At 74.9% G+C, this 10,577-nt stretch carries 13 protein-coding genes; 9 read left to right on the top strand and 4 right to left on the bottom strand.

Annotation, left to right across the window (positions count from 1 at the left end):
* Positions 1 to 60 precede the first annotated feature (60 nt).
* Complete coding sequence (locus tag AC3ANS_RS03715) at positions 61 to 528, bottom strand: hypothetical protein (protein ID WP_488294817.1); 468 nt, start codon at positions 526 to 528, stop codon at positions 61 to 63.
* Between the two features lie 50 nt (positions 529 to 578).
* Here AC3ANS_RS03715 and AC3ANS_RS03710 point away from each other — a divergent pair, with 50 nt between their 5' ends.
* Both AC3ANS_RS03710 and AC3ANS_RS03705 read left to right on the top strand, forming a co-directional pair.
* Positions 579 to 1,265, top strand: coding sequence for a response regulator transcription factor (locus AC3ANS_RS03710; protein ID WP_488294816.1), 687 nt, complete (start codon positions 579 to 581; stop codon positions 1,263 to 1,265).
* A gap of 11 nt (positions 1,266 to 1,276) precedes the next feature.
* Positions 1,277 to 2,548, top strand: a complete 1,272-nt coding sequence (locus AC3ANS_RS03705) for a sensor histidine kinase (protein WP_488294815.1) — start codon at positions 1,277 to 1,279, stop codon at positions 2,546 to 2,548.
* Between the two features lie 7 nt (positions 2,549 to 2,555).
* On the opposite strand, the gene AC3ANS_RS03700 is transcribed toward AC3ANS_RS03705, so the two are convergent.
* Positions 2,556 to 2,990, bottom strand: a complete 435-nt coding sequence (locus tag AC3ANS_RS03700) for a hypothetical protein (RefSeq protein ID WP_488294814.1) — start codon at positions 2,988 to 2,990, stop codon at positions 2,556 to 2,558.
* Between the two features lie 130 nt (positions 2,991 to 3,120).
* Between AC3ANS_RS03700 and AC3ANS_RS03695 the strand changes: the two genes are divergently transcribed.
* Genes AC3ANS_RS03695 through AC3ANS_RS03675 form a run of 5 tightly spaced genes read left to right on the top strand, consistent with a single transcriptional unit; the run spans position 3,121 to position 6,541 of the window.
* The gene (locus AC3ANS_RS03695) at positions 3,121 to 3,525 is read left to right on the top strand and encodes a hypothetical protein (protein WP_488294813.1); all 405 of its coding nucleotides are present in this window, start codon (positions 3,121 to 3,123) and stop codon (positions 3,523 to 3,525) included.
* A gap of 4 nt (positions 3,526 to 3,529) precedes the next feature.
* A complete protein-coding gene (locus AC3ANS_RS03690; RefSeq protein ID WP_488294812.1) occupies positions 3,530 to 4,513 on the top strand; it encodes an FAD:protein FMN transferase in 984 nt (327 codons plus the stop codon).
* Positions 4,510 to 5,094: a ferric reductase-like transmembrane domain-containing protein gene (locus tag AC3ANS_RS03685; RefSeq protein WP_488294811.1), complete on the top strand. Its 585-nt coding sequence runs from the start codon at positions 4,510 to 4,512 to the stop codon at positions 5,092 to 5,094. The genes AC3ANS_RS03690 and AC3ANS_RS03685 overlap by 4 nt, the downstream gene beginning before the upstream one ends.
* Positions 5,091 to 6,326, top strand: coding sequence for an NADH-ubiquinone oxidoreductase-F iron-sulfur binding region domain-containing protein (locus AC3ANS_RS03680; protein ID WP_488294810.1), 1,236 nt, complete (start codon positions 5,091 to 5,093; stop codon positions 6,324 to 6,326). Before AC3ANS_RS03685 ends, AC3ANS_RS03680 begins: the two co-directional genes overlap by 4 nt.
* On the top strand, positions 6,323 to 6,541 hold the full coding sequence (locus AC3ANS_RS03675; RefSeq protein ID WP_488294809.1) for a ferredoxin: 219 nt from the start codon (positions 6,323 to 6,325) through the stop codon (positions 6,539 to 6,541). Before AC3ANS_RS03680 ends, AC3ANS_RS03675 begins: the two co-directional genes overlap by 4 nt.
* Positions 6,542 to 6,582: 41 nt before the next feature.
* Here AC3ANS_RS03675 and AC3ANS_RS03670 read toward each other — a convergent pair whose 3' ends face one another.
* On the bottom strand, positions 6,583 to 7,314 hold the full coding sequence (locus AC3ANS_RS03670) for an SGNH/GDSL hydrolase family protein (protein ID WP_488294808.1): 732 nt from the start codon (positions 7,312 to 7,314) through the stop codon (positions 6,583 to 6,585).
* Positions 7,315 to 7,403: 89 nt separating this feature from the next.
* Here AC3ANS_RS03670 and AC3ANS_RS03665 point away from each other — a divergent pair, with 89 nt between their 5' ends.
* Positions 7,404 to 8,291 (top strand): alpha/beta fold hydrolase, encoded by an 888-nt coding sequence (locus AC3ANS_RS03665; RefSeq protein WP_488294807.1) that lies wholly within the window; start codon positions 7,404 to 7,406, stop codon positions 8,289 to 8,291.
* 151 nt (positions 8,292 to 8,442) lie between these two features.
* Here the strand turns inward: AC3ANS_RS03665 and hflX are convergent, their stop codons facing one another.
* Positions 8,443 to 9,939 carry a GTPase HflX gene (gene hflX / locus AC3ANS_RS03660; RefSeq protein ID WP_488294806.1) on the bottom strand — a complete coding sequence of 499 codons (1,497 nt, stop codon included), beginning with the start codon at positions 9,937 to 9,939 and terminating at the stop codon, positions 8,443 to 8,445.
* A 56-nt stretch (positions 9,940 to 9,995) separates the two neighbouring features.
* Here hflX and AC3ANS_RS03655 point away from each other — a divergent pair, with 56 nt between their 5' ends.
* Entirely contained in the window at positions 9,996 to 10,565 is a 570-nt protein-coding gene (locus AC3ANS_RS03655; RefSeq protein WP_488294805.1) for a nucleoside/nucleotide kinase family protein, read from the top strand.
* The last annotated feature ends 12 nt before the right edge of the window (positions 10,566 to 10,577 follow it).

The raw sequence follows: 10,577 nt of genomic DNA, 5'->3' as shown, positions 1-10,577 counted from the left end.
CAGTCCGCGTGGCTGCTGCCCCTGCACCCGTGTAACCAGCGGGGGCGGGGCCGCGGGTGGTCAGTCGTCGCCGGTGGTGTCGACCTCGAACACAGGCACCCCGGACTCGCACTGGCCCTTGAGCACGGTCTCGCGGCCCTCGTCGCCCTGACCCTCGAAGGCCAGCTCGAGCTTGTCCGGGCCACGGTCCTTCACCTCGACGCGGAACCCGGCGTCGGCGGAGGAGGAGACCAGCGAGATCGCCGAGCCTCGGCAGTCCGCGATCACCAGCCCGCCCGCGCCCTGCCAGGTACGCCGCACCGAGGCCGGACCGGTCGGCGAGCCCGAGGACGAGCCGGGCGAGGGGGTGCCGGACGCAGACGGGGCAGGCGACCCGGATCCGGCCGAGGTCGCGACGACACCCGGGTCGGCGGTCGGGGCGATGCCGTCACCGGCCCGCGAGATCACCGCCCACACGACCGTCGACCCGACGGCGACGACCGCGAGCCAGGCGACCACGGCCCCGAGCACGCTGCGGCGTACGTTCACGTGACCAGTCTCCCAGCGCCGGGCCGCCCGTGCGGCGTACGTTCTCTGCCATGGCCAGCATCCTCGTCGTCGAGGACGACGACGCGATCAGGGACGCCGTACGCCGGGGGCTGACCGAACGCGGCCATGCGGTCGCCGTGGCGGCCACCGGACTCGCCGGGCTCGAGCACGTCCTCGCCGACCGGCCGCAGGCCGTGCTCCTCGATCTCGGGCTGCCCGACGTCGACGGGCTGACGCTGATCGGCATGATCCGCGCGGCGAGCACCGTGCCGATCATCGTGATCACCGCCCAGGACGACGACCCCACGATGGTCAAGGCCCTCGACGGGGGCGCCGACGACTACGTGGTCAAGCCCTTCGGCACCGGGCAGGTCGAGGCGCGCATCCGCGCGGTGCTGCGCCGCGGCGAGCGGGCGCTGACCAGTGAGCCGATCCGGGTCGGCGACCTGGTGATCGACGAGGGCGCCCGCACCGCCACCCTGGCCGGCCGGCGCCTGGAGCTCGCGCGCCGCGAGTTCGACCTGCTGCTGGCGCTGGCGCAGCGCCAGGGCCAGGTGATGACCAAGCGCGAGATCCTCGCCGAGGTGTGGCAGCAGGCGTACGGCGGTGGCGACCGCAGCATCGACGTGCACCTGTCGTGGCTGCGGCGCAAGCTCGGGGAGACCGCGGCCGAGCCGCGCTACCTGATCAGCGTGCGCGGTGTCGGCGTACGCCTCGTCGACCCGGACGCCGACTGAGACGCCGGCCGATGCGTCGTCGGATCTCATGGCTGGTGATGGCCACCACGTCGAGCGTGGTGGTGTCGTTCGTGATCCCGCTGTGCCTGCTGGTGCGCACGCTCGCGGAGGACCGGGCGATGGCCGCGGCCGACCAGGAGGCCCGCAACGTCGCGATCCTGGTCGCCAGCCTCCACGACGACCCGCAGCTCGCGGGACTCGTGAGCGACCTCGACCAGCGCGGCACCCCGTCCACCAGCGTGCTGACCGCGGACCGGCGGGTGCTCGGCTCGGACACCGCGATGCGGCGCGACCCGGAGGTACGTCGAGCCGCGTCCGGGGAGGGCTTCGAGATCGTCGACTCCTCCGGCGGGCGGGTGCTGCTGCCGGTCGTGGTCGAGTCCGGCACCGCCGTCGTGCGCAGCAGCGTCACGCCCGCGGACCTGCATCGCGGGGTCGCCGCGGCCTGGGCCGGCATCATCGGCCTGGGCGTGGCACTGCTGGCGCTCGCGCTGTTCATCGCCTCGCGGCTGGGGCGCCGGGTCAGCGAGCCGCTGCGGCGGGTCGCCGGCGTCGCCCACCAGCTGCGCGAGGGCGACCTGCACGCGCGGGCCGAGGCCGCGGGACCCGAGGAGACCCAGGAGCTGGCCCGCGCCCTCAACGGGCTCGCCGACCGTACCGTCGAGCTGCTGGCCGCCGAACGGGCGACCGTCGGCGACCTCTCGCACCGGCTGCGTACGCCGGTGACCGCGTTGCGCCTGGACGCCGAGGGGGTCGACGACCCGGTGCTGGCCGAACGGCTGGCCGACCACATCCAGGTCCTCCAGCGCTCGATCGACGCGATCGTCAAGGAGGCCCGGCGGCCGGTGCGCACCGACCTGACGGCCGCCGGCGACGCGGTCGCGACCGTGCGGGACCGGGCAGAGTTCTGGGGGGCTCTCGCCGAGGACCAGGGCCGGACGATGACGGTGACGCTGCCCGACCGGGCGCTGGTCGTCCCGGTCGCGACCGACGACCTCGCCGACGTCGTCGACGTGCTGGTCGACAACGTGTTCGCGCACACCCCCGACGGCACGGCGTTCGAGGTCGGGCTGCACGCCGACGGCCCCCACGCGGTGCTCGTGGTCGCCGATCGGGGCCCCGGCATCGCGCCGCGCCCGCCCGGTGACCGGGTGGGCAGCACCGGGCTGGGGCTGGACATCGCGCGGCGTACCGCCGCCGCCTGCGGCGGCGACCTCAGCGTCACCACCCCCGCCGAGGGAGGCACCCGGGTCGAGGTGCGGCTCCCGCTGGCGCCCGGCTGACGCCGGGTCAGTCATCCTCGTGCTCGGACTCGTGCCCGGACTCGTGCTCGGACTCGTGCTCGGGGCCGTCGTCGCCGGACTCGTGCGCACGCTCCCCACCGCGGTCGTCACCTGCGTGCTCAGGGTGGTCGTCCCCGGTGCGGACCGAGCGCACCACCGGGGCCGCCGCGGGCGCGGGGGCGGTGGCCGGTGCGGGTACGACGACGGTGCGGACCTCCTCGGTCACGCACACCTGGCCGCGGCGTACGGCCGGCGGCTTGCAGGGCGCCCACCGCACCCGGGGTGCGTGGGTCCGGGCCGCTGCGCGAGTGGCCGGGGCGGCCGGCGTGGCCGCGGGAGAGCCGTGGCCGTTCGAGGCCGAGGCGAGCTGGTAGGTGGTGACGCCGGCCAGCAGGGCGACGCCGAGCACCGCGGCAAGGACGAGAGCGGGAATGGTCTTCATGCCACGACCCTGCGCGCCGCCGGGATATGGGCGCCTCGCGAGAACCTCAAGGGCAGGTCAAGGGCGCTGATGACGTGGACTTAACATCGCGATGAGGCACCGTTGCGCCCGCCACCGGCAACCTGTGGCCATGTCCTACTCCTCCACCGACCGCAACCGCTACCGGATCGCCGTCGCCGCCGTCTCCGGGGTCACCGCCGTCGCCGCCTTCTCGGCGACCGGGTGGCTCGCCGGGGCCGCGGCCCGCGCCACCGAGGCCCAGCAGGCCAGCCAGACGGGCCAGACCGGCCAGTCCGGGGCAGCCACGCAGGCCTCGAAGGCCGCGCACCGGGCCGCCCGCCAGCACCAGAAGGTGGTCCTGCGGCAGCGTCCCCAGCGCACCCACACCACCGTGCGCTACGTCCAGGGCGCTCCCTCGGCGCCGGTCGGCGGCGGCGGGACCGTGTCCCAGCCGACGGTGCAGCACGCCCCCGCACCCGCCCCGGCGCCCGCCCCCGCCCCGGCGCCCGCGCCGGCCCCGAGCACCGGGTCCTGAGCCGATGCCCGCGCTGGCCTCGTCGGCCCAGGACACCGCCCTGGGCACGTATGTCTTCATCGCCACCCGCCGCCCTGCCGACCTCGGGCTCGCGCGCCGGCTCGCCCGCGACATCCTCGAGGACGTCGACCGCACCTGCAGCCGGTTCCGGGCCGACTCCGACCTCGCCCGCGCCAACGCCGACGCCGGCTACTGGGTGGCGGTCGACCCGATCCTGGTCGCCGCCGTCACCGCGGCCTGCGCGGCCGCGCTCCAGACCGAGGGCCTGGTCCACCCGCTGCTGGGCCGGACACTGGTGCAGCTCGGCTACGACCGCGACTTCACCGAGCTCACCCCGGTCGCCGACGACCGGGCGACGATGTTCGCCTGGCCCGGCGAGACGCCGGGACCGGACAGCTGGCGCGAGATCGGGCTCGACCCAGACGGCGCGATCCGGGTGCCGGCCGGCACCGCCCTGGACCTCGGGTCGACCGGCAAGGCCTGGGCCGCTGACGTGATCGCGTCGGCGTACGCCGAGGAGCTCGGCGGGTCCGCACTGGTGAGCCTCGGCGGGGACCTGGCGATCGCCGCGCCGGACGACGAGCCCTGGCCCGTCGCGATCTCGACCCGGCTGGGAGACCCGGCCGAGGCCACGGTCACCCTCGACCGGGGCGCGATGGCGACCTCGAGCACCCGGGTGCGCCGCTGGGCACGCCGGGGCGCCGCCCTGCACCACCTGATCGATCCGCGCACCGGCCAGCCCGCACCGGAGGTCTGGCGCACGGTCACCGCCACCGGACCCACGTGCGTCGCGGCCAACACCGCGTCCACCGCCGCCGTCGTGCTCGGTGCCCAGGCACCGGCGTGGCTGACCGCCCGCGGGGTCACCGCGCGCCTGGTCGCCGCCGACGGCACGGTCGTCACCACGGATGGCTGGCCCACGGAGGACCCCACGGTGGCCTCCACCGGGGCCTCCACCGGGGTCATGGCCGAGCGGAGGCCCGCATGATCGACGGCCCGCTCCTGTGGTACCTCAACCGCGGCACCGGCTTCGTGATCCTCGGCCTGTTCACGATTACCACCGCCCTCGGCATCCTCGCCACCGGCGGCCGCGCCGGCCGAGGTCTGCCCCGCTTCGTCACCCAGGGCCTGCACCGCAACCTGGCCCTGATCTCGGTGGCGATGCTCGGCGCCCACATCACCACCGCCGTGGCCGACAGCTACGTCGACATCCGGTGGTGGCAGGCGCTCGTCCCGTGGGCGGGCTCGACGTACCTCCCCCTCTGGCTGGGGCTCGGCACGCTCGCGCTCGACCTGATCCTGGTGGTGACCGTGACCAGCCTGCTGCGGACCCGGATGCGGCACGGCTCCTGGCGGGCCGTGCACCTGCTGGCGTACGCCGGGTGGGTGGCCGCCGTCGCACACACGATCGGCATCGGGACCGACGTGCGGCAAGGCGTCTCCTGGGCCCAGCTCGGGGTCGCCGGGTGCGTCGCCGTCGTCGCCGCCGCCGTCGCGCTGCGGCTCGGCCGGCTGGTCGCGGACCGCGCCCGCCGCACGCCGGCCCTCACCGCCGGGAGCCGGGCATGAGCGCCTCACCGGTGCCGGTGTCCACCGGCGTGCACGTGCGCCCCGGTCCGGCACTGCTCCACGGCCTGAGCGGTGGCCCCGGGCTGGCCGCGCATCGTCAGCAGTACGGCGAGCTGCCCCGGGTCGACCTCGCTGCCCTGCTCGGCGCGCTGGGTCGGATGCGGGTGCGCGGCCGCGGCGGCGCGGCGTTCCCCTTCGAGGTCAAGCTCCGCACCGCCGCCGAGGGCCGTCGGCCGGTGGTCGTGGTCAACCTCAGCGAGGGTGAGCCCGCGAGCGCCAAGGACAGCGCGCTCGCGCTGACGCGCCCGCACCTGGTGCTGGACGGCGCGGTCCTCACGGCGCGCGCCCTGGGCGCCCGAGAGCTGCACGTGGTGGTCCCGCAGGAGCGGCCATGGGTGGCGCGGGCGGTGCGGGCCGCCGTGGCCGAACGTCGCGACGGGCTGCGCACCGAGGTCCACGTGGCGGCGAGCCGCTTCGTGGCCGGCCAGGCGCGCGCCGTGCTCGAGCTGATGGCCGGGCGGGCGAACCTGCCGGTGACCGCGTGGGCTCCGGAGGCGGTCTCGGGACACCGCGGCCGGCCCACGCTGCTCTCCAACGCCGAGACCTGGGCGCAGGTCGGGCGGCTCGTGCTCGCCGGCGAGCAGGGGTACGCCGCACTCGGCACCCCCGACGAGCCGGGGACCACCCTGCTGACGCTGTCGGCTCCCACGCCGACCGTCGTCGAGGTCGAGCTCGGCACGCCGTGGCGCTCGGTGCTGCCGGCGGCGTGGGCGGGCCGGCCGCTGCTGATCGGTGGCTTCCACGGGTCGTGGGTGCCGTGGACGGCACTGGTCGACGGGGTCGTCTCCGTCGACGCCATGCGAGCGGCGGGCACGCCGCTGGGCGCGGGGGTCGTCGTGGCCCCCGCTGAGTGCCCGGTGACGTTCACCGCGCGGGTCGTGGACTACCTCGCGGGGCAGAGCGCCCAGCGCTGCGGACCCTGCCTCAACGGGCTGCCCGCGCTGGCGACCGCGGTGCACGCCGTCGCCGACGGGGCTGGGGACGCCGGGCGGGTCGAGGCGCTGGCGTCGCTGGTCAGCGGGCGGGGCGCGTGCGCCCACCCCGACGGCACGGTGCGGCTGGTGCGCTCGCTGCTCGCGTCCTTCCCCGTGGAGGTCGCGCTGCACGGCAGCCGTCGCTGCTCCGGCGTACCCGCTCCTGGGCTGCCGGGGTTGTCGGGGGTGGCGTCGTGAGCGGCGAGGTGCGCAGCGGGGCGGGTGCCCGGCTGCGGGTCGACTGGCCCAGCTGCCGCGCCCGTGGGCTGTGCCACGAGCTGCTCCCGGAGGTGGTCGATCTCGACGAGTGGGGCTACCCGATCGTCACCGGCGAGGTCACCCCCGAGCTGCTCGCCGACGCCCGGACCGCCGTACGGATGTGCCCGCGCCTGGCGCTGCGGCTGGTGACCTGACCCGCACGCCGCCGCCCGTTGTATGCGGCGGGGCGGGAGGATCAGGCGCCGAGCTCGGCGATCTGCGCGGCCACGAAGTCGCCGAAGACCTGGTGGCCGGCGGGGGTGAGGTGGAGACGGTCGTCGAGGTAGTCCAGCGTGAGGCCGGAGGTCCGCACGTAAGCCACGTCGTACCGCGCGGCGAGCGAGGCGAGCAGCGCGTCGACGTGGGGTACGGCGGCGGCGCGGGACGGCGCGCTGGCCGGCCCGACCACCACGACCCGGCCCGCGTCGCCGAGCTCACCCATCAGCCGGGCGAACCCGGCGCGGATGTCGGCGTCCGGCTGGTTGTAGTCGTTGAGGCCACCCTCGATCACCACCAGGTCGGCACCGCCGCGCAGCGCGGCCGGCGCCCGTGCGGCGAACGAGACGCCGGGGCAGTGGCCGGCGTGGGCGGCGAACCCGGAGCCGGAGAACCCGGCGACGTGCACCGCGCCCGGCAGCCGCGACGGCCACGACGCGGCGGGCTGGTCCAGGCCCAGGCCGGCGGACCAGGAGTCACCGATCACCACGACCCGCTCGCCACGCCCGCTGACCACGGCCGCGCGCGCGGTGGAGGCGGTTGCGAACCGCTCGCAGCGGTCCCCATCGGCCCGGGCCCGGTCGGCGACGTGCACGATGAGCACCGAGACGACCAGGACGACGAACAGCGCGCCGACGACGAACGCGTGACGGCGCAGACAGCTGGACACATGACTGGGCGAGCCGGTGCTCGCGACCCCCCGGAGGACCACGGGAGCAATGATCCGTCGCAGGTCCGGCGCGCGCTGGCGATGTTGCCAACCCGTGACGATTCCGCAAGAAATCCTGCCAGGCTGGGGGCATGAGCGACTACCTCGACGTCACCCTGCCCGACGGCCGGACAGTGGAGGTCCTGACCGGCGGCGACCCGGCCGGCCGACCCCTCCTCTTCCACGGCGGCTCCCCCTCCGCGGCGACGCCGTACGACCTGCTCGACGAGGCGGCCCGCGCACGCGGGCTGCGGCTGGTGACCTACTCGCGACCGGGATACGGCGGCTCGACGCCGCGGCCGGCGCCCGGCCGGTACGCCGACGACGTGAGCGAGTCGGTCGCGGTGCTCGACGCTCTGGGGATCGAGGAGTTCCTCACCCTCGGCTGGTCCGGCGGCGGTCCCCGCGCCCTGGCCTGCGCGGCGCTCCTGCCCGACCGGTGCCGGGCCGCGGCGTCGCTGGCCGGGGTGGCGCCGTACCACGCCGAGGGGCTGGACTGGTTCGCCGGGATGGCGGAGGAGAACCACGAGGAGTACCACGCCGCCGAGGCCGGCCCCGAGGTCTACGAGGCCTACGTCGTGGAGAACATGCTGCCGATGCTGGCCGCGTCCCCCGACCAGCTGGTCGAGGGCATGGGCGGGCTCGTGACACCGGTCGACCGGGACGCGCTGACCCCCGGGTTCGCCGACTGGCTGAGCCGGACGTTCAACCGCGCCGGCGCCCAGGGCGCGGCCGGGGTGCGCGACGACGGGCTGGCCGCGGTGGCGCCGTGGGGGTTCGACGTCGCCGACATCCGGGTGCCGGTCGCGATCTGGCAGGGCCGCCAGGACGCGATGGTCCCCTACGAGCACGGCGCGTGGCTGGCCGTGCACGTGCCCGGCGCCCAGGCGCACCTGTTCGAGGACGAGGGGCACCTCTCGGTGGTCATGCGCATCGACGAGGTGCTCGCCGACCTGGTGCGGATGGCCGGACGGGAATGAACCGTCGCCCGCCCGGGAACGAGCAGGCATGAGTGACACACCGATCTGCGCCGCCGTCGAGCAGGACCTGGAGCTCTCCTTCGACGAGCTCACCGGTCCGCGGCCCGAATGGACGCCGTCGAGCTGACCGTGCGGCCCTCGGGGGCCGCGGTCAGACGGCGTACGCCTCCAGCTCGCCGGCCAGGTCAGCGTTGGCGCGACCGACGACCAGCGTGCCGTCGCCGGTGTGCTCCATGGAGTCGATCTCGCCGTGCTGGTGCAGCCGGTTGATGAGGTCACCGCGCTCGTAGGGGACCAGCGCCGTGAACTCCACGCCCGGGCGTGGCAGCTCGCTCTCGATGAGCGAGAGCGCCTCGGCGATGCCGGCCCCGGTCTTGGCCGAGACGACCACGGAGTGCGGCTCGCGCTGGCGCAGCCGCGCGAGCACCATCGGGTCGGCCGCGTCGGCCTTGTTGATCACGACGAGCTCGGGCACCTGGGTGGCGCCGATCTCGGCGAACACCTCACGCACGGCGGTGAGCTGGCCCTCGGGGTCGGGGTGCGAGCCGTCGACCACGTGCAGGATCAGGTCGGAGTCGGCCACCTCCTCCAGCGTCGAGCGGAACGCCTCGACCAGCTGGTGGGGCAGGTGCCGCACGAACCCGACCGTGTCGCTCATCGTGTAGACCCGGCCGTCGGACGTCGTCGTACGACGCGTCGTCGGGTCGAGCGTCGCGAACAGCGCGTCCTCCACGAGGACACCGGCGTCGGTGAGCCGGTTGAGGAGTGAGGACTTGCCGGCGTTGGTGTAGCCGGCGATCGACACGCTCGGGATGTGGTGGCGGCGGCGCTCCTGGCGCTTGGTGTCGCGGGTGCCCTTCATCTCGCGCAGCTCGCGGCGCAGCTTGGCGATGCGGGTGTTGATGCGGCGCCGGTCGGTCTCGATCTTCGTCTCACCGGGGCCACGGCCACCGATGCCGACGCCGCCGGCGGCGCGACCACCGACCTGGCGCGACAGGTTGCCGCCCCAGCCGCGCAGGCGCTGCTTGAGGTAGGTCAGCTGGGCCAGCTCGACCTGGGCCTGGCCCTCCTTGGACTTCGCGTGCTGGGCGAAGATGTCGAGGATCAGCGCGGTCCGGTCGACGACCTTGACCTTGAGCCGGTCCTCGAGGTTGCGCAGCTGGCTGGGCGCCAGCTCGCCGTCGCAGATCACCGTGTCGGCACCGGTCGCCTGCACGATCTCGCGCAGCCCCTCGACCTTGCCGCGGCCGATGTAGGTGGCCGGGTCGGGCGACTGGCGGCGCTGGTAGATCGCGTCGAGGACCTCCGAGCCGGCGGTCTCGGCGAGCAGCGCGAGCTCGGCCATGGAGTTCTCGGCATCCTCGACCGACCCGTCGGTCCAGACGCCGACGAGCACCACCCGCTCGAGCCGCAGCTGGCGGTACTCGACCTCGGTGATGTCCTCGAGCTCGGTGCGCAGGCTCGCGACCCGGCGCAGCTGATGGCGCTCGGCGAGGTCGAGCTCACCGGTGGAGAGCTCCTCGGGATCGGGCGCGTCGGGGTCCGGCTCGGCGTACCCCGACTCGAACTCGTCGGTCTCCTCGGAGTCGTCCCAGCCGTCGGTGGCCTCGAGCTCGGAGTCGAGGTTGAAGTCGGGTGCGTTCGTCATATGAGGCACAGCGTACGTTTCGTTCATCTGTAGGGACCAACGCTTAACCTGATCTCGTGATTCCCCCGGTCCCGCCCGGCATCCGCCTGCTCGGCATCACCGGTGCGCCTGGTGCCGGGAAGTCCACGGTCGCGGCGCTGCTCCGCGACCAGCACGGCCTCCCGGTCGTGCCGATGGACGGCTTCCACTACGCCGACGTCGAGCTCGTGCGTCGCGGGCTGCGCGACCGCAAGGGTGCGCCCGAGACGTTCGACGCCGAGGGGTACGCCGCGCTCCTGCGGCGGGTGCGCGCGGGCGAGCCCGACGTCGTCGCCCCGATGTTCGAGCGCGACCTCGAGCAGCCGCTCGCGGGAGCGATCCACGTGCCGGCCGCGGGCACGGTGATCACCGAGGGCAACTACCTCCTGCTCGACGAGCCGCGATGGCGAGCCGTGCGCCAGGAGATCGACGTCGTGTGGCATGTCGAGGTCGACGACGCACTGCGGGTCGAGCGGCTGGTCGCTCGCCACGTGCGGTTCGGCAAGACCCCCGAGGAGGCGCGGGAGTGGGTCGAGCGCGTCGATGGCGCCAACGCCCTGCTGGTCCAGGCCGCCCGCGACCGCGCCGATCTGATCGTCGAGCTCTAGTGGTCACCACCG

It is taken from the genome of Nocardia sp. 149-1B, from assembly GCF_057747975.1.
This window is presented reverse-complemented; position numbering and strand designations above follow the sequence as displayed.

Excerpts from the sequence above, each read along its gene's own strand:
- hflX (WP_488294806.1), bottom strand. The coding sequence starts at position 9,939 with ATGACGAACGCACCCGACTTCAACCTCGACTCCGAGCTCGAGGCCACC.
- AC3ANS_RS03705 (WP_488294815.1), top strand. The coding sequence starts at position 1,277 with ATGCGTCGTCGGATCTCATGGCTGGTGATGGCCACCACGTCGAGCGTG.
- AC3ANS_RS03690 (WP_488294812.1), top strand. The coding sequence starts at position 3,530 with ATGCCCGCGCTGGCCTCGTCGGCCCAGGACACCGCCCTGGGCACGTAT.
- AC3ANS_RS03665 (WP_488294807.1), top strand. The coding sequence starts at position 7,404 with ATGAGCGACTACCTCGACGTCACCCTGCCCGACGGCCGGACAGTGGAG.
- AC3ANS_RS03710 (WP_488294816.1), top strand. The coding sequence starts at position 579 with ATGGCCAGCATCCTCGTCGTCGAGGACGACGACGCGATCAGGGACGCC.
- AC3ANS_RS03685 (WP_488294811.1), top strand. The coding sequence starts at position 4,510 with ATGATCGACGGCCCGCTCCTGTGGTACCTCAACCGCGGCACCGGCTTC.
- AC3ANS_RS03695 (WP_488294813.1), top strand. The coding sequence starts at position 3,121 with ATGTCCTACTCCTCCACCGACCGCAACCGCTACCGGATCGCCGTCGCC.
- AC3ANS_RS03680 (WP_488294810.1), top strand. The coding sequence starts at position 5,091 with ATGAGCGCCTCACCGGTGCCGGTGTCCACCGGCGTGCACGTGCGCCCC.
- AC3ANS_RS03700 (WP_488294814.1), bottom strand. The coding sequence starts at position 2,990 with ATGAAGACCATTCCCGCTCTCGTCCTTGCCGCGGTGCTCGGCGTCGCC.